The sequence below is a fragment of the Polaromonas sp. CG_9.11 genome (assembly GCF_015752225.1).
Taxonomy (GTDB): domain Bacteria; phylum Pseudomonadota; class Gammaproteobacteria; order Burkholderiales; family Burkholderiaceae_C; genus Polaromonas.
In genome coordinates this window covers 328,551-351,833 of the sequence record NZ_JADOVE010000002.1, presented here as the reverse complement: position 1 = coordinate 351,833, position 23,283 = coordinate 328,551, and the positions used below count along the sequence as shown (strand labels likewise).

The following is a 23,283-nucleotide window of genomic DNA, read 5'->3' as shown; positions in this document are numbered from 1 at the left end:
TTTCCAGCTCGCCAGATGGTGGGCGAACACGCCGCGCTCGCGGCACCACGCCTGCAGCGCCTCGCTTGAGAAGCCATGGGTTTCGTTCAAGGCTTGCAGCTGCTCAGAAGCGCTCCAGTCCTGGGGACGCTTTTCTTTGCCGGACAAGGTGCCGGCCCTGTCGGGATGCCCTCGTTTCATCCAGTTCTTGGCCGTGTGGTAACTGACGTTGAGCTCCAGCGCGACTTCGCGCACGGTGCGCTTGCCACGGGAAAGCAACTTGACCACTGCTTGTTCGATAAATGCTTCGGAATATTTTTGCTTCATTGTTGTCGGTGCGTCTAAAAGAGTATTTTTTAGAGGCGACAACTAGTCTGACACAGGGGGCAGCGCGAGTACGCGTTAAAGGTCGATGGCCGCTTGGAAGCACAATTGGTGGCCCTGAGCTGCTCAGCCCCGCCTGAAGGCCAGGCCCGCTGGTCGCTGCGGTTGCTGGCCGATCGGCTGGCGGAGCTCGAATACATTGACAGTGTGTCGCACGAGACGGTCCGGCGCACGCTAAAAAAAACGAACTCAAGCCGTGAAGAAAAATCGGCTGGGTAATTGCGCCTCAGGCCAACGCTGCATTTGTGGCGGCCATGGAACAAGTGCTCGATATCTACAGCCGGCCTATTGACGCCAAGCACCCGGTGGTGTGCATGGATGAGACGCCGCGCCAGCTCATTCGTGAAACCCGCGAGCCTGTCGCAGCGGCGCCGGGGCGCCCCGAGCCCCATGACTACGAATACGAACGCTTCGGGGTGTGCAACGTCTTCATGGCAAGCGAGCCGCTGGCCGGGCGGTGCTTGAGCCAAGGTCACCGAGCGCAGAGCGAAAGCGGACTGGGCTTTGTTCGTGCAGGACATCGAGACGAGCTATCCCGATGCAGCGCGCATCACGCTGGTGATGGACAACTTGAACACGCACACGCCGGCCTCGCTGTACGAGGCGTTTGCACCCGAGCAGGCCAAGGCGCTGTGGGATCGCTTCGAGTTTGTCTATACGCCCAAGCATGGTAGATGGCTGAACATGGCCGAAATTGAGATCAACGTCATGGTCGGCCAATGCCTGGACCGGCGCATCGACAACATTCAGACCGTCACCAGCGAGGTCGCCGCCTGGCAGGCCCGCCGTGACAACCTTCAGGCCAAGGTCAACTGGCAATTCACCACCAAAGATACCCGCACCAAGCTCAAACGCCTTTATCCGACAATTGCTTCGTGACGCGACACTAGGATCATTGATGGGAAAAATACCCTTCCAATCGATTCATGGCTCCAGGGGCTCGGTCACGCCATGCTTTATGGCGTAACGAATCAATTCACTCTGATTTTGCAAATTCATCTTCTGCATGAGGTTGGCTTTGTGCGTGCTGATGGTTTTTGCCGAAAGGTTAAGCCGTCCCGCAATATCGGTGACAGACATGCCTATGGCGATCAAACGAAAGACCTCAAACTCCCGGTCTGTCAGCTTTTCGTGCGCTGCCGAGGTTGATCCGAGCATGGAGCCGAGGGCCAATTGCTCGGCAACCCCTGTGCTGATGAAGGCACCGCCTGCTGCAATCTTGCGCAGCACCTGCATCAACTGCGTCGGTGCACTTTCCTTGGTCAGATAGCCGCTAGCGCCCGACTTGATCGAACGAACAGCGTATTGCAGTTCTTCATGCATGCTGAGCACAAGAATGCGGAGTTTTGGCTTTTCGCAACGCACAAGTTTGATCAACTCCATTCCGCTTCGACCCGGCATGGACAAGTCAAGAACCAGAACATCGAAATCAGACTCCCGCACTTGGCGCATCACCTCCATTCCGTTCGATGCTTCACCGACCACGATCATGTCTTCCGCCGAAGTGACAATACGTTTGAGACCCTCCCTCACAATGGCATGGTCGTCGGCGATGACGATCCTGATCATTAATGAGCTCCAATCTGGTTCAGGGGAATGCTGACCTCGACGGTAGTTCCCTTCCCCCGCACACTGCGGATAGCAACGTTTCCACCAAGGAGTTGCGCCCGCTCCCGCAGACCCAAGAGCCCAAGCGACTGGGGCTTGCGCATGCCATCCGAAAAGAATCCACAGCCATCATCCTGCACTCGCAGCCTCACCGTATCCAGGGTCTTGTCCAGCGTGACCATGACCTGCGAAGCAGCCGCATGCTTGGCAATATTGTTGAGCGACTCCTGAACAATCCGGAAGACGGCCGTTGCGTAAGGCTCAGGCAATTCAAGATCCAGTTCGTCGTTGATCAAAAGTGCGCATGGCACACCACAACGCTCAATGAAACTGCTTGCAAGCCATTCAATCGCTGGCACCAGCCCCAAATCATCGAGCATCAGCGGTCGTAGGTCGGCCGCCATCCGGCGTGTTGCAGCCACGGTACGGTCAAGCATTTCCACCATCTCCGTCAGTTTCGCCGTCACCATCCCAGGAACGAATGAAGTGTGGTCGCGCACCCAGATCGTGTCCATCTTCAGCGCCGTCAATGACTGCGCGAGCTCATCGTGCAACTCACGTGCCAAGCGTGCTTTTTCCTCTTCGCGGATAGCTTGTGCCGCTATAGCAAAAGCACGACGTTCTTCCAAAAACCGTGCAGTTTCAGCAGACTCCAGCGGAGTTTTGAGCATAAATTCCTCGGGGAGAGGCGACAGCCCGTAAAACTGATAACCGGATGGCCGCTTGTCCACCACCCGTACCGTTCTTTTTGAATCGATTTCAAAATGCGTATGGCTTTTCATGGTTCCTCCGAAAGATTTGGTGTTTGCAGTCTGGACGTCAGGCGAAGTGCTTCTTTTCGTAGCATTCGTGATCACCGTGCCTGAAGAAACAAGGGCAAACGCACATCTCTGTATCTGCTTGTGGAATGACCTTAAAGCAAATGTGAATGCAGTTCGCTCAATACGAGGGCTTATCTACAAACCGTTATTGCGGTTACAGACTGCGCTACCCAGTTCAGCTAGCTTTTGTATAAAACTGCAGGAACGTCTTCACGTTGAAAAAAGCAAATTTTCAGCATAAAAAATGGCTATCGAACAAACTGTGTATTTGCGGACAGCTATCAGTAGAGTAGCAAAAAATACTGACTTTCTTGTAGGCCACGGTTGCCAATCAAACGGGATCTGCTCTAGCAATCCGGGACGGATTTGGTGGAAACTGTCAAAGTTATAAGATCGTTGAGGCTTCCACTGAGCTTGACTTGGATCAAAACCAGCTGGCCTTCATACAACTACGCTGAAACTTTGTATCTAAATTGGAGAAGTCATCATGTACCAGCGAATTCTTGTAGCCACTGATGGTTCGGATCTTTCAAGTACGGCTGTGAACAGCGCCATTGAACTGGCAGCAGCCATCGGCGCCGAACTGGTCGCGCTGTATGTCGTGCCGCGCTACCCGGTAAGTTATTTTGAAGGGGGTATCACCATTTCCGTGGAGGACATTACCCGTACCGAGAAACAGTGGAGCGACAAAGGCCAGGCGGTTGTAGATGCGGTGCAAGAACAAGCCAGGACGCAGGGCGTCATGGCCAAGGCGGTGGTTGCGCAGTCTGACCTGGTCGCCGAGTCCATCATGTCCGCAGCCACGAAACATGGGTGCGACCTTGTTGTCATGGCGTCGCATGGTCGCAAAGGCATCAAGCGGGTGCTGCTGGGCAGCGAAACCCAGCATGTATTGACGCACAGCACCGTACCGGTATTGGTCTTGCGTTGAGCCGCCTTTGACAAACCTTGATTCGCGTTCGGCCAGCGTTGCCGAACGCGCTGCATTGATCACCGTCCGGTCAGCGGAAAGTAGATTCAGAAACCAAAAAGGGCACCTATAAAGTGCCCTTTTTCCCAGTTGGCTTCCTACTTGTGAACGCGCTCAGAGCGGCAGCGGATTGCGCAGCCGAATGTGCAGTTCACGCAACTGCTTTTCATCAACGGGGCTAGGTGCATGGGTTAGCAGGCACTGCGCGCGCTGGGTTTTTGGGAATGCAATGACGTCGCGGATCGACTCGGCGCCGGTCATCATGGTGACGATGCGGTCCAGACCAAAGGCCAGGCCCCCGTGCGGTGGGGCGCCATATTGCAAGGCATCGAGCAGAAAGCCAAATTTCAACTGGGCTTCTTCCGGACCAATGTTCAACGCAGTGAAAACCTTGCTCTGAACATCGGCACGGTGGATCCGCACCGAGCCGCCGCCCAGTTCCCAACCGTTAAGCACCATGTCGTAGGCCTTGGCAATACAGCGACCGGGGTCAGTGTCCATCCAGTTTTCGTGGCCGTCCTTGGGTGCGGTAAAGGGATGATGCACCGCGCTCCAGCGTTTGGCGTCCTCGTCGTACTCGAACATCGGAAAATCAACCACCCACAGCGGCTTCCAGCCCTTGATGAACAAACCGGTTTTTTTGCCGAATGCACTGTGGCCGACCTTCAGTCGCAGTGCGCCAATGCTGTCGTTGACCACCTTGGATTTGTCGGCGCCAAAGAACAGGATGTCGCCGTTTTGCGCGCCCGTGCGCTTGAGGATTTCTGCCACTGCCGCATCATGGATGTTCTTGACGATGGGGCTTTGCAAACCTTCGCGCCCCTTGGCTGTGTCGTTGACCTTGATCCAGGCCAGGCCCTTGGCACCATAAATCTTCACGAACTCAGTGTAGGCGTCGATCTCGCTGCGGCTGATTTCAGCGCCGCCGGGCACGCGCAAGGCCACGACGCGGCCACCCACCGTCGTAGCCGGTGCGCTGAAGACCTTGAAGTCCACATCGGCCATCACATCGGTCAGTTCGGTGAACTCCATGTTGATACGCAGATCGGGTTTGTCCGAACCGTAACGGTGCATGGCTTCGGCATAGGCCATGACCGGAAATTCACCCAGCTCGGTTTTCAGCACGGTCTTGAACAGGTTGCTCATCATGCCCTGGAACATGTCCCGGATTTCCTGCTCGCCCATGAACGACGTTTCAATATCGATCTGCGTGAATTCAGGCTGGCGGTCGGCGCGCAGGTCTTCATCGCGAAAGCATTTGGTGATCTGGTAATAGCGGTCAAAACCCGCCACCATCAGCAACTGCTTGAATAACTGCGGGCTTTGCGGCAGGGCAAAAAACATGCCTTCGTTGACGCGGCTGGGAACCAGGTAGTCGCGCGCGCCCTCGGGCGTGCTCTTGGTCAGCATCGGCGTTTCGATGTCGATGAAACCATTGGCATCGAGGAACTTGCGCGTTTCCATGGCTACGCGATAGCGCAGCATCAGGTTGTTCTGCATGTAAGGACGGCGCAGGTCGAGCACCCGGTGCGTCAGGCGCGTGGTTTCCGAAAGGTTGTCGTCATCGAGCTGGAACGGCGGTGTGACGCTGGGGTTCAGCACAATCAGTTCATGGCACAGCACCTCGACCTTGCCGCTTTGCAAGTTGTCATTGGCCGTGCCTTCCGGGCGGGCGCGCACCAAGCCCTTGATTTGGACGCAGAACTCGTTGCGCACGTCTTCTGCAATGCTGAACATGTCGGCACGGTCTGGATCGCATACCACTTGTACATAGCCTTCACGGTCGCGCAGATCGATGAAAATCACACCGCCATGGTCGCGTCGGCGATTGACCCAGCCACACAGACTGACAGGCTGGCCCATCAGGCTTTCGGTCACCAGACCGCAATAGGTTGTACGCATTTGAGCGCTTTGTGTATCAGCGATAGCCATAAGAAATACTCGGGATGATCAGCGCTACTGCGCTGTTTACAAGGGGGGATTGAGTGGGGGTACAGGGCGGGCGGCAGGCACCACGACGCCCATTGAGATGACATAGGTCAGTGCTTCGTCAACACTCATCTTCAGCTCAATGCATTCGGCTCTCTTGAGCATGACGAAATAGCCACCAGTGGGATTTGGCGTGGTCGGAACATAGACGCTGACGTAGTCCGCAGGCAAATGATTCACGACGTCGCCGCCTGGCAAGCCGGTGAGGAAACCAATGGTCCAGACACCTTCGCGCGGCCATTGCACCAGCAGAGCTTTGCGAAAGGCGTTGCCGTTTTCGGAAAACAGGGTGTCGGAAACCTGCTTCACGCTGGAATAGATCGACCGGACGATGGGAATGCGGCGCAACAGGGCATTGCCGACCATCAGAAGTTTTCTGCCCAGGAAGTTGCTGGCGATGGCGCCCATCAGAAGCACGATTCCCAGCGTCAGCAGCACGCCAAAGCCAGGCAGATGAAAACCCAGCAGCCGGTCCGGATGCCATGCAACCGGCAGGATCAACAGGGTCTGGTCCAGTGTGGCCACAATCCAGTTGAGTACTGCCAGGGTGATGGCCAGCGGCACAAGCACCAGGAGTCCAGCCAGCAGCCACCGGCGGATCGAGCTCATCATGACGATTTTGTAGGTGCGCCGCTGCTGTTAGTGTTACTGCTGCTCGATGGGACTGAAGATGCCGCAGCCGATGGCGTTGCGGCAGGACTTGCTGTCGAAGCGGAATTGGAGCCAGCATCCGGGGACGTCTTGCCGGCGGGCCCTGACTCGCCGGCCTGTGTCTCGGCAGGTTTTGCAGCGGGTGCACCACTGTTGCCGCCCCGGAAATCCGTGACATACCAGCCTGAACCCTTGAGTTGAAAACCAGCGGCAGTCAACTGCTTTTTGAAACTCGATGCATTGCAATGCGGGCACACCGACAACGGAACGTCCGACATTTTTTGCAATACATCCTTGGCGAATCCGCAGGATTCACATTTGTAGGCGTAGATGGGCATGGTGCTTGAGCTCGTTTTCCTGGAGTTTTCCGCCAACAAAGGCCAGGCGGTACAAAGCCTTCAATTATAGGGCTTGCCCCAGCATGCGGATCAAAGGGTTCCGGCTATCCGTGCCGTGCGGAATTTCGCATCAAAACAATCGTATGCGCAATACGAACTGCATGAAGATCAGCCCCAGAACAAAACCCAGCCCACCGTAAATGAGGCTTTGCAGCAGCTTGTTTGTCCGTTTTTGTTCCGCCAGCAATTCGTTCAGGCGGATGTAGTGGGTTGGAGGCCCTGCCTTCAGGTACTGCGCCATGAGACGCGGCAACATGGGCAGCAATTTGGCATACGACGGTGCTTCTGCCTTGAGTTGGGCCAAGAGTTTTTCAGGGCCGACCTGCTCCAGCATCCAGCGCTCCAGGAAAGGCTTGGCCGTGCTCCACAGGTCCAGGTCAGGGTCAAGGTCGCGTCCCAACCCTTCGATATTGAGCAGCGTTTTTTGCAGCAGGACCAGTTGCGGCTGGATTTCCACCTGAAAGCGGCGCGACGTCTGGAACAACCGCATCAGCACGATGCCAAGGGAAAGTTCCTTGAGTGGTCGGTCGAACATGGGCTCGCAGCAGGCACGAATAGCAGACTCCAGTTCATCGACACGGGTGGCCGGCGGAACCCAGCCCGATTCGATATGCAGCTCGGCCACGCGCTTGTAGTCACGCTGGAAAAAGGCGCTGAAATTTTGCGCCAGGTATTCCTTGTCCACCTCGGTCAGCGTACCGACGATGCCGAAATCGAGAGAAATCAAGCGTCCAAAGGTTTCTGGCGCCAGACTGACCTGGATGTTGCCGGGGTGCATGTCAGCATGGAAGAAGCCGTCGCGAAACACCTGGGTAAAAAACAGCGTGACGCCGTCGCGCGACAGTTTTTTCATGTCAACCCCGGCATCACGGAGACGCTGGGTCTGGCCAATCGGAACCCCATACATGCGCTGCATCACCATCACATCCGGCATGCAGTAGTCCCAGTACATCTCCGGAATCATCACCAGATTCAGGCTTTGCATGTTGCGGCGCAGTTGAGCTGCATTCGATGCCTCGCGCAGCAGGTCAAGCTCGTCGTGCAGGTACTTGTCGAATTCGGCCACCACCTCGCGCGGCTTGAGGCGTTTGCCGTCTTTTGATGCGCGCTCGATCCAGCCAGCCATCATGCGCATCAGCGCCAAATCCTTCCTGAAAGCGGCCACCATGTTCGGCCGAAGCACCTTGACCGCCACCTCGCGGCCACCCGGGAGAGTGGCAAAGTGAACCTGCGCTATCGATGCACTGGCGACCGGCGTCTGCTCAAAGCTTTCGAAGATGCGATCAATCGGCTTGCCAAAGGCTTTTTCAATGATCGCCACCGCGACAGCAGAAGGAAACGGTGGCACGCGATCCTGCAGCCGCGCCAATTCATCAGAAATGTCAGGCGGCAGCAGGTCACGGCGGGTGGAAAGCACCTGACCGAACTTGACAAAAATTGGCCCCAAGTGTTCAAGCGCCTGCCGGAGACGCTCTCCCCGGGGAGCTTTGAGGTTACGCCCAAACGACACGATCCGCGAGAGCAGGCGGATCCATGGCTTCTCGAAACTTGAAAGGACCAGTTCGTCCAGCCCAAACCGCAGCACGGTCCAGACAATGAAGAACCCCCGGAAAATCCGGCTCATGCAGCAGTCCCGGGCGGCATGGAAGATGCTGGGCCTGCCGGGCCATGGTTGCTGGTTTCGCCGGGAAACAAGGGGGCGCCGGTTGCGTCATCCTGAGCGGTGGGTTCGGCAGGATCTGCAACCGCCTCGGCAGGCAAGGGGCTGGCTGCTGAGGCCGGCGACAAGGGCCCGACAGGTGCAGTCCTGCGCGGCGGCGTGGCAGCCGCTGGTGTCACCGGCGTTCCAGGGGATGTGGTTGCGCTCTGCGCAACAGGCGCCAGCGGTGCCTTTGTCAAAAACTGCCTCAGTCCTGAGGCCAGTCGTCGTCCGGCGTCAGCCAGCGCATGGGCGGGCGCATCGCCGATCAGGCGGGACAGGTCTTCTTCGGCGTCCCATCGCAAATTTTCAGCCAGCCAGCCGATATCGGCCGCCAGTTGGACATCGCCGTCGATCTTGACGGCCGGTGTCTTTCCCGCCAGCACCGACTGCACCGTGACCAGCGGCGATTCATCGGCAGCCGACAGAACCAGATCTGCTTTGGAAAACCCAGGTGCACGATCCACCAGGCCGGCCGGAGTGACGATTAGATCAATGGCAAACAAACCCCACCGCAGATGCACCACACGGCCTTTTTGGCGCAAGAGCCGTTCCTGGGCCTGCTTTTCCTGCAGCAGAACATGGTTAAGAAAAAGTACCAGCCGCTGCTGCCCTTCGTCAACCACCCATTTGGGAGGCTGCAAACGGGTGACGATGGATTCCAGAAATGAAAAAGGAGACGTGTTATTCATACGTCTCCGATTTTGCAGGATAAAAAGCGCTTTGAGCCTAATGTCCGTGGCTTAGCCTTAAGGTATCAGTGCTTGCTTTAAGACCCGCTTATTGCAAGGCCTGGACACCTGCGACCAGCCAGCCGCTGCCGCCAGTGCGGGGCTTTGTCATGTTCCAGACTTCCCGGAACGGGCTGGCACCAGCTGAAGCGTCTTCCTTGATCATGCCGGAGAATTCGACGCTGGCCATGTAAACGTCGCTCATTTCCTCGATGCCCAACAACTGCGCGTCGAGCATGACCACTTCGGTCTTGTTGGACGTGCCGCCCGTGTGGGTTTCGCGGTCTGCCAGTTGCGTCTTTATCTGCTCGAGCATGTCGTCTGTCATCATGGACCGCAGGTTCTGGATATCCGAACGGTCCCAGGCATCCTGCAGAGTCACAAAATTGGACTTGCATGCCTTGAGAAAGTTTTCGGCGTCAAAGCCGGCAGGGACCCCCCATGACTGAGAACCCGCCAAGCCGGAGCCGATCATCGAGCCACCTGCAGCAGAAGCGGCGGCATTGCTGTCAAAAGCCGTTGCGCTGCGTTCCCAGGGGCGTGCCGAGGCGTCATTGCCGACATTGGCCGGGCTGTAGTTTCGGGCCGTCGAGGCTTCAGGCGCGTTGCCGGCGCCCTGGAAGGCGAAAGGCGACTGCGCTCGGGTGGCACCCGGTGAATTCGCTGCACCGCCCTTGAGCCGGCGCATGACAAAGCCGATCACCACCATGACCACCAGCGCCAGCAAGGCGAACATGATGATCTGGCCGAAAGCACCGCCCAGGCCCAGCGACGAAGCCAGCCAGGCCAGGCCCAGGCCTGCGGCCAGGCCGCCAAGCATGGCGCCCCACGGCTTTTTCGGTGCGGCTGCCGCTGCGGCGCCTGCCCCTGGTGCAGCGGAAGGCGTGGTCGCGTTGTTGGCCGGTGCCTGGCGCTGTGTCACGTTGGACGACTGCTTGCCAATGGAACTGCCGCCGCCCATCCGCTTGGCATCGGCAGACGTGCCCGACAAGGTAAGGGTTACCGCAAAAACTGCGGAAAGAATGACCTGCCAAATTTTCATATCGTCTCCTTCGTCAAATTAATCACAAACTGTTTGCGGCACGCTACTGCCTAACCTGTCAACACTTGATTCCAACATGCAATGCCACCACTCCGCCGGACAGGTTGTGGTAATCCACATGGCCAAAGCCAGTATTTTGCATAAGGGTTTTCAGTTCTTCCTGGCTCGGATGCATGCGGATCGACTCGGCCAGGTACTGGTAGCTGGCATCGTCGTTGGCCACCAGCTTGCCGATCCTGGGCAGGACCTTGAACGAATACCAGTCATAAAGTTTTTCCAGCGGCTTGGCCACCTTGGAAAACTCCAGCACCAGCAGCTTGCCGCCAGGCTTGAGCACCCGGTTCATTTCCTTCAGGGCAAGATCCTTGTGCGTCATGTTGCGCAGACCGAAGGCCACGGTGACGACATCAAAGCTGGCATCGGGAAAAGGAAGTTTTTCGGCATCACACACCAGCGTCGGCAGGCACACCCCGGCGTCCAGCAGCCGGTTGCGGCCTTCCCTGAGCATGGCTTCGTTGATGTCGGTATGCACCACGCGCCCGGTGGCGCCCACCTTGGGCGCGAACGCCAGCGCCAGGTCGCCCGTGCCGCCGGCGATGTCCAGCACCTGCTGGCCTTCCCTGACGTTGGCGACCAGCACGGTGTAGGCCTTCCAGGCGCGGTGCAAGCCCATCGACATCAGGTCGTTCATCACGTCGTATTTGGGCGCGACCGAATCGAACACGCTGCGCACACGGCGCGCCTTGTCCTGCTCGTCTACCGATTCAAAACCAAAGTGGGTAGTTGTCATAAAGTGAATGCTAAACGGCGAAGTGCCGGTTGACAGCGACAACCCTGCGCTGAATCAGGTCATTGGCGAGTGAGTGGCCTGTAAAAATAAACGACACAACGAGAGCAATGCGCCGTCAGTGGCTGCTGCAGCCATGTCCGCCAGCCACGACCATGGGCGCGTCGCGCTCTACGCCAGCAGCTTGCAGCCTGCGCTCGTAGTCGGCCCAAAGTTGGCTTTGGTCAACGCCCAGATGGTAGAGATAGTCCCACGTGAAGAGCCCGCTCTCGTGGCCGTCGGAAAACACCGGCTTGACGGCGTAATTGCCAATCGGCTCCAGTTCAACCACATTGACCTCACGCTTGCCGGTCTGCAGGATTTCCTGCCCAGGACCGTGGCCTTGCACTTCTGCCGAGGGTGAATAGATGCGCATCAGTTCAAACGGAATCCTGAACGCCGCGCCGTCTGAAAACGCAACCTCAAGAAGGCGCGACTGGCTGTGAACCGTCAGCGCCACGGGGGTCGGTGACCCGGCTTGAAGACCTGCCATAGGGGTATCTCGCTTTCTGAATAAATGGGTGGGAGCGCTTCAAAGCGCCATGGCTTGGGCAATCAGCCGGTTGATGTCAATGCAGCGCCATGCGACAGCCGCCACCTGCGCCTCGTCCAGCGGTCGCAGCGGCGCAGCCCAGACCGGTGCCGGAAAGTGGCTGTCACCCGTAAACCGGGCAATCACATGCCAGTGCAGGTGGGGCACGAGGTTGCCCAGGGCGGCCAGGTTGATCTTGACGGGCTGCAGTTCGCTGCGCAGCACCTGCTCGACCTTTACGACCGCATCCATGCAGGTCTGTCGTTCAGTGGCAGAAAGATCGGAAAACTCGGCGACATGCCGGTTGAAGACCACACGGTAAAAGGCCGGAAAGCCGGCCTCGGTGGCCTGGATGATGCGCAAGTCTTCATTGCGAAACACCACCAAGCCGCCATCGGCAGTACACAACGGACAGGCAAGGCCGGTCATGGCTAGACCAGCACCCGTTCAATGCCGCCATGGTTGGCGACTGCCACATAGTCGGGCAGCCAGTCCTTGCCCAGGAGCTGGTTGGCCATTTCAACGACAATGTAATCGGCTTTGAGCAAGCCGTTTTGCAGGTCGTTGCCGTAGCGGGTGAGGCCCTGCAGGCAGCTCGGGCAGCTGGTCAATATCTTGACATTGGCAGACGCGGCAACTGCGCCAGAAGCCCGCAGCTCGGCTTCGCCCTTGCGGATTTCCTCTTCCTTGCGAAACCGTATCTGGGTCGCAATGTCAGGCCGGGTCACGCCCAGCGTGCCTGATTCGCCGCAGCAGCGCTCGCTTTTGAGCACGTTGTCGCCAATCAGCGCCTTGACGGTTTTCATCGAATCCCCCAGCTTCATCGGGTTGTGGCACGGCTCGTGGTACAGGAAACCGGGCTGGTTGGCGGGCAGGGTGATGCCTTTTTCCAGCAGGTATTCATGGATGTCGATAATGCGGCTGCCCGGGAAAATCTTGTCGAACTGGTAGCCCTGGAGCTGGTCGTAGCAAGTGCCGCAGCTCACCACCACCGTTTTGATGTCGAGGTAATTCAGCGTGTTGGCAACCCGGTGGAACAGCACCCGGTTGTCGGTAATCATCTTCTCCGCCTTGTCAAAGTCGCCGCTGCCGCGTTGCGGATAACCGCAGCACAGGTAACCCGGCGGCAGCACGGTTTGCACACCCGCATGCCAGAGCATGGCCTGCGTGGCCAGGCCCACCTGGCTGAACAATCGCTCCGAGCCGCAGCCCGGAAAGTAAAACACCGCTTCGGTCTCCGCCGTGGTGCTTTTCGGGTTGCGAATGATGGGAACGTAATCCTTGTCTTCGATATCAAGAAGTGCGCGGGCGGTTTTCTTGGGCAGGCCACCGGGCATCTTCTTGTTGATGAAGTGGATGATCTGCTCTTTCACCGGCGCCTTGCCCACGGTGGCAGGCGGCAATGCAGTCTGCTTTTTGGCCAGCACCCCGAGCACGTCATTGGCCAGGCGCTGGGCCTTGAAGCCGACATCGACCATGGCCGTGCGCATGACCTTGATGGTTTGCGGACTGGTGGCGTTCAAGAAGAACATCGCCGCCGCGTTGCCGGGCCGGAACGACTTCTGACCCATCTTGCGCAGCAGGTTGCGCATGTTCATCGACACTTCGCCGAAGTCGATATCGACCGGGCACGGGTTCAGGCATTTGTGGCAGACAGTGCAGTGGTCGGCCACGTCCTCGAACTCTTCCCAATGCTTGAGGCTGATGCCGCGCCGGGTTTGTTCCTCGTACAAAAACGCCTCGACCAGCAGCGACGTTGCCAGTATCTTGTTGCGCGGGCTGTACAGCAAATTGGCGCGCGGCACATGCGTGGCGCACACCGGCTTGCATTTGCCGCAGCGCAGGCAGTCCTTCACGCTGTCGGCAATCGCGCCAATGTCGCTTTGCTGCATGATCAGCGACTCGTGGCCCATCAGCCCGAAGCTGGGCGTGTAGGCATTGGTCAAATCGGCCATTAGCGCATGCTGGCCGGGCGCAAGCAGCTCCTTATTTCGTAGCAGCTTGCCTTTGTTGAAGCGTCCTTCCGGATCAATCCTGGCCTTGTAGTCAGTAAACGGTTGCAACTCCTCGTCGGTCAGGAATTCGAGCTTGGTGATGCCGATGCCATGTTCGCCGGAAATGACGCCATCGAGCGAACGCGCCAGCACCATGATGCGCGCCACCGCCTCGTGCGCGGTCTGCAGCATTTCATAGTCATCGCTGTTGACCGGCAAGTTGGTATGCACGTTGCCGTCGCCGGCATGCATGTGCAATGCGGCCCAGACCCGGCCCTTGAGCACGCGCTTGTGAATGGCGCTGCATTCATCAAGAATCGGTTTGAATGCGCCGCCGCTGAAAATCGCCTGCAACGGGGCGCGAATCTGGGTTTTCCAGCTGGCGCGCAGCGTGTGGTCCTGGAGTTCCGGAAAATGCACCGCGACGCCCTGCAGCCAGCCTGCCCAGAGACTGCGCACATCGGCCACCAGCGCCAGCGCCCGGCCGACCCGGTCTTCCAGCAGTTCGGCCGTAGGAATCTCGCTGGCGTCCTCCACTTTGCCCAATGGCAGGTTGCCCTTGCGAAAAAACGCATCCAATTCGTCGCACAGCTTGATCTTGTTCGAGAGGCTCAGCTCAATGTTGATCTGTTCGATCCCATCGGTGTATTCGGCCATGCGCGGCAGTGGAATCACCACGTCTTCATTGATCTTGAAGGCATTGGTATGACGCGAAATCGCCGCAGTTTTCTTGCGGTCAAGCCAGAATTTCTTGCGTGCCTCCGGGCTGATGGCGACAAAACCTTCGCCACTGCGCGAATTGGCGATGCGCACCACTTCACTGGTGGCACGCGCCACCACATCGGCGTCGTCGCCGGCGATGTCTCCGATCAGCACCATCTTGGGCACGCCGGAAACGCCGCCCTTGCCATCGCCGCCGCGCTTGGACTTGGTGGCATAGCCGACGGCGCGCAAGTAACGGTCGTCCAGATGCTCCAGCCCGGCCAAAATCGCACCGCCGCGCTTTTGCTCGGCAAACATGAAGTCCTTGATCTCCACAATGCTCGGCACGGCGTCCTTGGCATTGCCAAAGAACTCCATGCAGACGGTTCGGGTGTGCACCGGCATGCGGTGAACGATCCAGCGCGCGCTGGTGATCAACCCATCGCAACCTTCCTTCTGGATGCCGGGCAAGCCGCTCAAAAACTTGTCGGTCACATCCTTGCCCAGACCTTCCTTGCGGAAGGTCTTGCCGGGAATATCGAGCCGCTCAGTGCGGATCGGCGTCTTGCCGTCAGATTCGAAATAGTTGAGGTCAAAACTCGCCATCTCGGCATCGTGGATCTTGCCCAGGTTGTGGCCCACGCGCGTGACTTCGAGCCACTGCGCATCGGGCGTCACCATGCGCCACGAGGCCAGGTTGTCCAGCGCCGTGCCCCACAGCACGGCCTTCTTGCCGCCGGCATTCATGGCGATGTTGCCGCCAATGCACGACGCCTCGGCCGATGTCGGATCGACCGCAAACACGAAACCGCCCCGCTCCGCCGCATCGGCGACGCGCTGCGTCACCACGCCCGCTTCGGTCCAGACGGTCGCCACGGGCTTGTCCAGACCGGGCAAGGAAACCATTTCGACTTCCGTCATGGCTTCGAGCTTTTCGGTGTTGATGACCGCCGACTTCCAGGTCAGCGGAATCGCACCGCCGGTGTAGCCGGTGCCGCCGCCGCGCGGAACAATCGTCAACCCCAGTTCGATGCAGGCCTTGACCAGCCCGGCCATTTCGACTTCGGTGTCGGGCGTCAGCACCACGAACGGGTATTCGACACGCCAGTCGGTCGCGTCGGTCACATGCGAGACGCGCGACAGGCCATCGAACTTGATGTTGTCTTTCAGCGTGATCTTGCGAAGCTTGCGCTCGGTCTGCTGACGCAGGCTGGCGACTTCCTCGAACGAGGCCGAAAACCGGCCAATGGCCGCCTGTGCGTCCTGGAGCAATTCACCCACGATGGCATCGCGCTCACTGTCGGCTTGCGGTGTGCGGCGTTTCTCGATTTCTGCCAGCCGGTGCATCAGGGCTTCGACCAGCAGTTTGCGCCGCTTGGGGTTGTCCAGCAGGTCGTCCTGAAGATAGGGGTTGCGCTGCACTACCCAGATGTCGCCCAGCACTTCGTAGAGCATGCGCGCCGAGCGGCCGGTGTGGCGTTCCCCGCGCAGCAGATTGAGCAGTTCCCAGGCCCGGCTGCCCAGCAGGCGGATCACCACCTCCCGGTCGGAAAACGAGGTGTAGTTGTAGGGAATCTCGCGGATGCGGGGTTCGACGTGCTTTGCGCCATCGGCGAAAACATTCAATTCTTGGAGGGTAGTAGGTGCGTTCATCGTGAAATTTCAGCGGCTTCGGACCCACGTCCAGCGCTTTGATCCGATATTATCGCAGCGCATCTTTTATGCGCAGCCGGCCGGAATGACCTCATGGAAACCCCGCTTGCCTGGAGTGCAGCGCGTCGTTTAAATGGTGCTGTCACAAAGCGCCACTAGACTGTTTTTTTCATTCCCGCGAATCCCGCTTTCCCTTCAGGAGATTTCATGAAGCACCGTTTATCCACCCTCGCCCTGGCCATTTCCGCACTGTGCGCGCCCTTGGTCAGCCACGCCCAGACCGAAGTCCAGTGGTGGCATGCCATGAGCGGTCCGCTCGGCGAATGGGTCAACGACCTGGCCAAGGACTTCAATGCCAGCCAGAAGGATTACAAAGTTGTGCCGACCTTCAAGGGCACATACGACGAATCCATGACGGCAGCGGTGGCCGCTTTCCGCTCCGGCAACGCGCCGCACATCCTGCAGGTCTATGAAGTCGGCACCGCCACCATGATGGCGGCCAAAGGCGCCATCAAGCCCGTCGGTGAAGTCATGACCGAGGGCGGCGCCAAGTTCGACACCAAGGCCTATATTCCTGCCGTGGCCGGTTACTACACGGCGCCCAACGGCCAGATGCTGAGCTTTCCGTTCAACAGCTCGACCACGATCTTTTATTACAACAAGGATGCCTTCAAGGCGGCCGGTCTGGACCCTGAAAAAGCCCCGACCACCTGGCCCGAAGTGGCGCTGGCCGCCGGCAAGCTCAAGGCTGCCGGCCACAAATGCCCGTTCACTACCAGCTGGGTCAGCTGGACGCAACTGGAGAGTTTCTCGACGTGGCACAACACGCTGTTTGCCACCCAGAACAACGGCTTCGGCGGCCCGTCGGCCCGGCTGGCCTTCAACTCGCCGCTGCATGTGCGCCATTTCGAGAACCTGGCCAACATGTCCAAGCAGGGCCTGTTTGTCTACAAGGGCCGCGCCAATGCAGCAGACGTGTCTTTTCCGTCGGGCGAATGCGCCATGATGACGGCCTCGTCCGGCCTGTACGCCCGCGTCAGCAAGGAAGCCAAGTTTGCCTATGGCATTGCCCAGCTGCCTTATTACCCGGACGTGGCCGGTGCACCGCAAAACACGGTCATCGGCGGCGCAAGCCTGTGGGCCATGGCCGGCAAAAAACCGGATGAATACAAAGGCGTCGCGGCTTTCTTCAACTACCTGTCCAAGCCTGAAGTCCAGTCGGCCAGCCACAAACGCACTGGCTATCTCCCGATCACCATGGCAGCGTTCGAGCTGACCGAAAAATCGGGTTTTTACAAGCAAAATCCGGGCACTGACGTGGCCGTGACGCAGATGATCCGCAAGACCACCGACAAGTCACGCGGCGTGCGACTGGGCAACTTCAACCAGATCCGCACCATCATCGACGAAGAAACCGAACAGATCTGGAGCGGCAAGAAGCAACCCAAGGAAGCCCTGGATACCGCCATCAAGCGGGGCAACGAGCAACTCGAACGCTTCCAAAAGGCCAACAAGTCCTGAAGCACTGGCCGACACACTTGCAAGCAAGCGGCGTCATTTGCTACTGAATCCATAGCTACTGGCACATGATAGACGGGCGGAAACGGCATTTTTTATGCCAAAATACGTTTTTTGCCTGCCCGTCCTGTGTACGCTGTGGCTTTGCAAACTGTCTCGCTCGGGTCTGACGCTTGCAAAACAGCTCACCCGGGCGGTTTCAATCTGAATGGAAACATGGAAAAACGCGTTCTTTTCCGCTCGGCCTGGCTACCCTGGCTGCTGCTGGCGCCCCAACTGATCGTCATCAGCGTCTTTTTCTTCTGGCCCGCTGGTCAGGCGCTGCTGCAATCCTTTCAATTGCAGGATGCCTTTGGCCTGTCCACCGAATGGGTGGGCCTGGACAACTTCAGGAACCTGTTTAACGACGAGGCCTACCTGGAGTCGTTCAAGACCACCGCCTTCTTCTCGGTCATGGTGGCGGTGCTGGGCATCAGCCTGTCGCTGGTGCTGGCGGTGTTTGCCGACCGCATCATCAAGGGCGCGCTGGCTTACAAGACCCTGCTGATCCTGCCCTACGCCGTGGCGCCTGCCGTGGCAGGCGTGTTGTGGATCTTCATGTTTTCGCCGACGCTGGGCGTGGTGGCGTATGCGCTGAGCGGCCTTGGCATCGACTGGAACCACCTGCTCAACTCCAGCCACGCGATGACACTGATCATCATGGCAGCGGTGTGGAAGCAGATTTCCTACAACTTCCTGTTCTTCCTGGCAGGACTGCAGTCGATCCCCAAGTCCCTGATCGAGGCCGCAGCGATTGACGGCGCACGGCCCTGGCGGCGTTTCTGGTCTATCCAGTTTCCGCTGCTGTCACCAACGACCTTCTTTTTGCTGGTGATCAACATCGTTTACGCGTTTTTTGACACTTTTGCCATCGTCGACGCCTCGACGCAGGGCGGACCGGGCCGCGACACCTTGATCCTGGTCTACAAGGTTTATCACGACGGCTTCAAGAACGGCGACCTGGGCAGTTCTGCGGCGCAGTCGGTGGTGCTGATGGTGATCGTGGTCGCGCTCACCGTGGTCCAGTTCCGCTATGTTGAAAAGAAGGTCCAGTACTGATGCGCACTTTTTCACCCCCTATTGGCTTGCAGCATTTCAGGGCGCGCCATCATGGTTGAGCGCAGCGCCGTCCTGAAAATATTTGCCCACCTGGTCATGCTGCTGGGCATTGTGATCGTCGCCTTTCCGCTGTACCTGGCCTTCGTGGCCTCGACCCACACGGCGCAGGAGATCGTCCAGGCGCCGATGCCGATGTGGCCGGGCAGCAACCTGTGGGAAACCTACAGGACCGCGCTGTTCGGCGGCGGCGATGGTGCCGGCTCGACCGCGCCGGTGGCCCGCATGATGTGGGTCAGCCTGGTCACGGCCCTTGGCATCACCTTTGGCAAGATCGCGATTTCGCTGCTGTCGGCCTTCGCCATCGTGTATTTCCGCTTTCCATTCAAGAACTTCTTCTTCTGGTCCATCTTTGTCACGCTGATGCTGCCGGTGGAAGTGCGCATCGGGCCGACCTACCAGGTGGTGTCCAGCCTGGGCATGCTCAATACCTACGCCGGCCTGACAGTGCCGCTGATTGCCTCGGCCACCGCCACGTTTTTGTTCCGCCAGTTCTTCATGACCGTGCCGGATGAGCTGGTCGAGGCGGCGCGCATGGATGGCGCCGGACCGATGCGCTTTTTCTGGGACATCTTGCTGCCGCTGTCGAAAACATCCATTGCTGCACTGTTCGTGATCCAGTTCATTTACGGCTGGAACCAGTACCTCTGGCCGCTGCTGGCCACCACCAGCGAAGACATGTACCCGGTGGTCATCGGCATCAAGCGGATGATTGCCGGCGGCGACGCGGCCAATGAATGGAACGTGGTCATGGCGACGGCCATCCTGGCCATGCTGCCGCCCGCGCTGGTCGTGGTGCTGATGCAGAAGTGGTTCGTCAAGGGCCTGGTTGACACCGAAAAATAGACAAGAAGACAGGCACTCAATCAATGGCATCCCTTTCCCTCACCAACGTCATCAAGCGCTACGGCGCCGGCAAGAGCGCGGTCCCGGTGCTGCACGGCGTCAGCGCCGAGATTGCCGACCACGAATTCATCGTCATCGTCGGCCCGTCGGGCTGCGGCAAATCCACGCTGCTGCGCATGGTCGCCGGGCTGGAGGAAATCACCGAAGGCCAGATTTCTATCGGCGGCAAGGTCGTCAACGACCTGGAACCGTCCGAGCGCGACATCGCCATGGTGTTCCAGAACTACGCGCTGTATCCGCACATGAGCGTGTTCGACAACATGGCCTACGGGCTGAAAATTGCCAAGGTGCCCAAGGAAGAGATCAAGGCGCGCGTGGACAAGGCCGCCAAGATCCTCGAACTCGGTCACCTGCTCGACCGCAAGCCCCGTGCCCTGTCGGGCGGGCAGCGCCAGCGCGTCGCCATGGGCCGGGCCATCGTGCGCCAGCCGCAGGTGTTTTTGTTCGACGAGCCGCTGTCCAACCTGGACGCCAAGCTGCGCGTGCAGACCCGGCTTGAAATCCAGAAGCTGCACCGCGAACTCGGCATCACATCACTTTTCGTCACGCACGACCAGGTCGAGGCCATGACACTGGCCCAGCGGATGATGGTGATGAACGCTGGCCGCATGGAACAGTTCGGCACGCCGGAAGAGGTTTATAACCGCCCCGCCACCACCTTTGTCGCCAGCTTCATGGGCTCGCCGCCGATGAACCTGCTGAAGAACGGACCCAACGCCGACTTTGGCGGCCAGCCAGGCGCCATCCTGGGCATCCGGCCCGAGCACCTGCTGGTCGGCGACAGCGGCTGGAAAGTGGTGGTCGACACCGTCGAAATGCTGGGTGCCGAGCGCCTGTTATACTGCCGTCTGGGCGACGAGTTCCTGATCGTGCGAACCGACGAAAGCCTGTCGTCCGCGCCAACGATTGGCGCCACGCTGCAGGTCACACCGCGTCCCGACCGGCTGCACTGGTTCGACGCAGCCACTGGCCAGCGCCTATGACAAACCCGGACCCAAGCAGGCAAATCAAGGCCAGCGGCCTCATCCCCGCCTCAAACCAGCAGGGGCCGCAGGACCGGCTTAGCCGGACTGCAGGCGCAGCGTCCCCCTTGGGGGGCAGCGAACCACACGCAGTGGGGAGCGTGGGGGCAACACCCCACCGGACTGCAGGCGCAGTGGCCCCCTCGGGGGGCAGCGCACCACGCGCAGTGGGGAGCGTGGGGGCCAGCTGGCCTTATCCGTTCTGGATTGCGCACCGGGGCGCCGGCAAGCTGGCGCCTGAAAACACGCTCGCTGCCTTCCGCCTGGGGGCACAGCATGGTTACCGCATGTTCGAATGCGATGCCAAGCTCAGCGCTGACGGCGTGCCCTTCCTGATGCACGACGCCACGCTCAGCCGCACGACCAATGCCGCCGAAAAGCTGGAAGCCGGTGCCAGCGCGACAGGCGGCGACCATGCCTGGGCCGAATTGTCGCAACTCGACGCCGGCAGTTGGCATTCGCGCGCTTTTGCCGGCGAGCCGCTGCCAACGCTGCAAAACGCCGCCCGCTTTTGCCGCGCCAATGGCTATGCGCTGAACATCGAGATCAAACCGACGCCGGGAACCGAGCGCCGCACCGGCGAGGTGGTGGCATCGCATGCCATGCGCTGGTGGCAAGGCGCAAGCGTTATGCCGCTGTTGACCTCTTTTTCACAGGATGCGCTGCTGGGTGCACGCGAAACTGCGCCCGGTTTGCCGCGCGGCCTGCTCCTGGAGACGCTGCCTGACAGCTGGCTGCAAACCGCCCTTGCGCTGGGCTGCGTCGCAGTGGTCTGCAACCATGCTTTATGGGACAGCGCCCGAGTTGAAACTGCCCACGATGCAGGCTTGCGCGCCTTGAGCTACACCGTGAACGACGACGCTGCCGTTCGGCGCCTGATGGAACTGGGCACCGACGGCATCATCACCGACCGGGTCGATCTGTTCAGCCCGACTTGATCCGGCCGTCGGTTTATTGACCCAGATCAAAAAACCAGTTGCCAGCCTTGCACGGGAAGGCCTGGCGCTAGCGCTTCCAGCCGCCCAGCTGAAACCACTGGCTGGCCGCCATGGCCAGCACCAGCAGCACATAGGTCAGCATCTTGCCATCACGGCCCAGGAGCACCAGGCCAGCGACCAGCACCGCTGAACCGACTACAAAATTGATAGCTGCTTGTGCCCACCAGGTATGCGCAAGCGCCTTCTTTGGTGTATAAATCCCCGGAACCAGGCGGGAAAACGCCACCATCAGCAAGGCGATCAGCGCAGCAGGCGCCAGCAGGTTGAGCAAGTGCCCGGCAAGGAGATAAGCAGTCATGGCAGTCCGTCGGGATTCAGGGGAACGCGCCAGAAGCGGCCGGTGGAAAGAGGCAAAAGGAGATTGTGACCGGATGTCCGGTTCTGATCACTTCAATTTTATAATGCGCGTATGTCAGTCTGGGCCCTGGGGCTAAACCATCACACCGCACCGCTGGATTTGCGCGGGCGCTTCGCGTTCGCCCTCGACCAGGTCGAACCCACCCTGCGCGGCCTGCGCGCCTCGCTGGCACGCCAGCCCGAAGCCACGCTGCTGTCCACCTGCAACCGCACCGAGATCTACTGCGCTGGCGCTACCGAAGACCTGGACAGCACGGTCGAATGGCTGGCGTACAACGGCGGCGTGTCGCCGGCTCTGCTGCGCGCCCATGCCTATACGCTGCACGATGACCAAGCCGCGCGCCATGCCTTCCGCGTCGCCAGCGGGCTCGATTCGATGGTGCTGGGCGAGCCACAGATCCTCGGCCAGATGAAGGACGCGGTGCGCGCCGCCGAAGACGCCGGCGCCATGGGTACCACGCTGCACCAGCTGTTCCAGCGCTCCTTCGCCGTTGCCAAGGAAGTGCGCACCAGCACCGAAATCGGCGCGCACAGCATCAGCATGGCGGCAGCGGCCGTGCGGCTGGCGGGCCAGCTGTTTGAAGACCTGGCCGACATCAAGGTGCTGTTTGTCGGTGCCGGTGAAATGATTGACCTGGCGGCCACCCACTTCGCCGCCAAAAATCCCAAGGCCATGGCGATTGCCAACCGCTCCCTGGCGCGTGGCGAAAAGCTTGCCAGCCGCTTTGGCGCCGAGGTGATGCGCCTGGGCGACCTGCCGGGCAGGCTGCATGAATTCGACGCCGTCGTCAGCTGTACCGCGAGCACCTTGCCCATCATCGGCCTGGGCGCGGTCGAGCGCGCACTGAAGCAGCGCCGGTACCGGCCGATGTTCATGGTCGATCTGGCGGTGCCTCGCGACATCGAGCCCGAAGTCAAGGCGCTGTCCGATGTTTACCTCTACACCGTCGATGACCTGGCGCATGTGGTGCAGACCGGCCGCGACAGCCGTCAGGCGGCAGTGGCCGAAGCCGAGGTGATCATCGACGCGGGCGTGCAGAACTTCATGCACTGGCTGGACCAGCGCGGCAGCGTGCCGCTGATCCAGCAGCTCAATGCGCAGGCCGATGCCTGGCGCGCGCTGGAGATCGGGCGCGCCAGAAAACTGCTGGCCCGGGGCGAATCAATTGAGGAAGTGCTCGAAGCCATGAGCCGCGGCCTGACCCAAAAAATGCTGCATGGCACGATGGCCGAGTTGCATGCGGGCGATGCCAGCAGCCGCGAAGCCACAGCGCGCACCGTGTCCAAGCTTTTTCTGCGCGGGCAGATCCCCCGGTCCACGTCAGATCGCAAAGAGCGTTAGCGCCGG

At 59.6% G+C, this 23,283-nt stretch carries 21 protein-coding genes and 1 pseudogene; 8 read left to right on the top strand and 14 right to left on the bottom strand.

All coding sequences use genetic code 11. From position 1 onward, the window contains the following. Positions 1–306, bottom strand: a 306-nt coding sequence (locus IWX85_RS03410) for a transposase (RefSeq protein WP_196868743.1), incomplete at its 3' end; no start/stop codon positions are given. A 66-nt stretch (positions 307–372) separates the two neighbouring features. Between IWX85_RS03410 and IWX85_RS03405 the strand changes: the two are divergent. Beyond that, positions 373–1,242 (top strand): annotated as a pseudogene (locus IWX85_RS03405) (IS630 family transposase); the annotation flags it as partial. A 45-nt stretch (positions 1,243–1,287) separates the two neighbouring features. Here the strand turns inward: IWX85_RS03405 and IWX85_RS03400 are convergent. Next, entirely contained in the window at positions 1,288–1,932 is a 645-nt protein-coding gene (locus tag IWX85_RS03400) for a response regulator transcription factor (protein ID WP_036809350.1), read from the bottom strand. Next, a complete protein-coding gene (locus IWX85_RS03395; RefSeq protein WP_196868742.1) occupies positions 1,932–2,753 on the bottom strand; it encodes a sensor histidine kinase in 822 nt (273 codons plus the stop codon). Before IWX85_RS03395 ends, IWX85_RS03400 begins: the two co-directional genes overlap by 1 nt. A gap of 526 nt (positions 2,754–3,279) precedes the next feature. On the opposite strand from IWX85_RS03395, the gene IWX85_RS03390 reads away from it, so the two are divergent. Beyond that, positions 3,280–3,723: a universal stress protein gene (locus IWX85_RS03390; RefSeq protein ID WP_196868741.1), complete on the top strand. Its 444-nt coding sequence runs from the start codon at positions 3,280–3,282 to the stop codon at positions 3,721–3,723. Between the two features lie 153 nt (positions 3,724–3,876). On the opposite strand, the gene aspS is transcribed toward IWX85_RS03390, so the two are convergent. The 10 genes from aspS to IWX85_RS03340 form a co-directional block, all read right to left on the bottom strand. Then, the gene (gene aspS / locus IWX85_RS03385) at positions 3,877–5,664 is read right to left on the bottom strand and encodes an aspartate--tRNA ligase (RefSeq protein ID WP_231379488.1); all 1,788 of its coding nucleotides are present in this window, start codon (positions 5,662–5,664) and stop codon (positions 3,877–3,879) included. Positions 5,665–5,730: 66 nt separating this feature from the next. Further along, complete coding sequence (locus IWX85_RS03380; RefSeq protein ID WP_036813289.1) at positions 5,731–6,360, bottom strand: DUF502 domain-containing protein; 630 nt, start codon at positions 6,358–6,360, stop codon at positions 5,731–5,733. Further along, the gene (locus IWX85_RS03375) at positions 6,360–6,740 is read right to left on the bottom strand and encodes an FmdB family zinc ribbon protein (protein WP_196868739.1); all 381 of its coding nucleotides are present in this window, start codon (positions 6,738–6,740) and stop codon (positions 6,360–6,362) included. The genes IWX85_RS03380 and IWX85_RS03375 overlap by 1 nt, the downstream gene beginning before the upstream one ends. A gap of 130 nt (positions 6,741–6,870) precedes the next feature. Further along, positions 6,871–8,424, bottom strand: a complete 1,554-nt coding sequence (gene ubiB, locus IWX85_RS03370) for a ubiquinone biosynthesis regulatory protein kinase UbiB (protein WP_196868738.1) — start codon at positions 8,422–8,424, stop codon at positions 6,871–6,873. Continuing rightward, entirely contained in the window at positions 8,421–9,191 is a 771-nt protein-coding gene (locus IWX85_RS03365) for a hypothetical protein (protein WP_196868737.1), read from the bottom strand. Before IWX85_RS03365 ends, ubiB begins: the two co-directional genes overlap by 4 nt. Before the next feature lie 88 nt (positions 9,192–9,279). Then, positions 9,280–10,272, bottom strand: a complete 993-nt coding sequence (locus tag IWX85_RS03360; protein ID WP_036809338.1) for a Tim44 domain-containing protein — start codon at positions 10,270–10,272, stop codon at positions 9,280–9,282. Positions 10,273–10,330: 58 nt separating this feature from the next. Then, positions 10,331–11,062, bottom strand: coding sequence for a bifunctional demethylmenaquinone methyltransferase/2-methoxy-6-polyprenyl-1,4-benzoquinol methylase UbiE (gene ubiE / locus IWX85_RS03355; protein WP_036809335.1), 732 nt, complete (start codon positions 11,060–11,062; stop codon positions 10,331–10,333). A 115-nt stretch (positions 11,063–11,177) separates the two neighbouring features. Continuing rightward, positions 11,178–11,591: a gamma-butyrobetaine hydroxylase-like domain-containing protein gene (locus IWX85_RS03350; RefSeq protein WP_196868736.1), complete on the bottom strand. Its 414-nt coding sequence runs from the start codon at positions 11,589–11,591 to the stop codon at positions 11,178–11,180. Positions 11,592–11,630: 39 nt separating this feature from the next. Further along, on the bottom strand, positions 11,631–12,059 hold the full coding sequence (locus IWX85_RS03345; RefSeq protein ID WP_036809329.1) for an HIT family protein: 429 nt from the start codon (positions 12,057–12,059) through the stop codon (positions 11,631–11,633). A gap of 2 nt (positions 12,060–12,061) precedes the next feature. Then, entirely contained in the window at positions 12,062–15,979 is a 3,918-nt protein-coding gene (locus tag IWX85_RS03340; protein WP_196868735.1) for a DUF3683 domain-containing protein, read from the bottom strand. 207 nt (positions 15,980–16,186) lie between these two features. Here IWX85_RS03340 and ugpB point away from each other — a divergent pair, with 207 nt between their 5' ends. From ugpB to ugpQ, 5 genes are all read left to right on the top strand, one after another. Then, positions 16,187–17,500 carry a sn-glycerol-3-phosphate ABC transporter substrate-binding protein UgpB gene (ugpB, locus tag IWX85_RS03335; RefSeq protein ID WP_036809323.1) on the top strand — a complete coding sequence of 438 codons (1,314 nt, stop codon included), beginning with the start codon at positions 16,187–16,189 and terminating at the stop codon, positions 17,498–17,500. A 213-nt stretch (positions 17,501–17,713) separates the two neighbouring features. Further along, positions 17,714–18,595, top strand: a complete 882-nt coding sequence (gene ugpA, locus IWX85_RS03330; protein ID WP_036809320.1) for a sn-glycerol-3-phosphate ABC transporter permease UgpA — start codon at positions 17,714–17,716, stop codon at positions 18,593–18,595. 51 nt (positions 18,596–18,646) lie between these two features. Beyond that, positions 18,647–19,498, top strand: coding sequence for a sn-glycerol-3-phosphate ABC transporter permease UgpE (gene ugpE / locus IWX85_RS03325; protein ID WP_196868734.1), 852 nt, complete (start codon positions 18,647–18,649; stop codon positions 19,496–19,498). Between the two features lie 23 nt (positions 19,499–19,521). Further along, on the top strand, positions 19,522–20,541 hold the full coding sequence (locus IWX85_RS03320; protein ID WP_196868733.1) for a sn-glycerol-3-phosphate import ATP-binding protein UgpC: 1,020 nt from the start codon (positions 19,522–19,524) through the stop codon (positions 20,539–20,541). A 215-nt stretch (positions 20,542–20,756) separates the two neighbouring features. Beyond that, on the top strand, positions 20,757–21,518 hold the full coding sequence (gene ugpQ / locus IWX85_RS03315) for a glycerophosphodiester phosphodiesterase (protein WP_370584189.1): 762 nt from the start codon (positions 20,757–20,759) through the stop codon (positions 21,516–21,518). A gap of 67 nt (positions 21,519–21,585) precedes the next feature. On the opposite strand, the gene IWX85_RS03310 is transcribed toward ugpQ, so the two are convergent. Beyond that, on the bottom strand, positions 21,586–21,876 hold the full coding sequence (locus tag IWX85_RS03310; RefSeq protein WP_196868732.1) for a hypothetical protein: 291 nt from the start codon (positions 21,874–21,876) through the stop codon (positions 21,586–21,588). A 111-nt stretch (positions 21,877–21,987) separates the two neighbouring features. On the opposite strand from IWX85_RS03310, the gene hemA reads away from it, so the two are divergent. Beyond that, positions 21,988–23,277 carry a glutamyl-tRNA reductase gene (gene hemA, locus IWX85_RS03305; protein WP_036809308.1) on the top strand — a complete coding sequence of 430 codons (1,290 nt, stop codon included), beginning with the start codon at positions 21,988–21,990 and terminating at the stop codon, positions 23,275–23,277. The last annotated feature ends 6 nt before the right edge of the window (positions 23,278–23,283 follow it).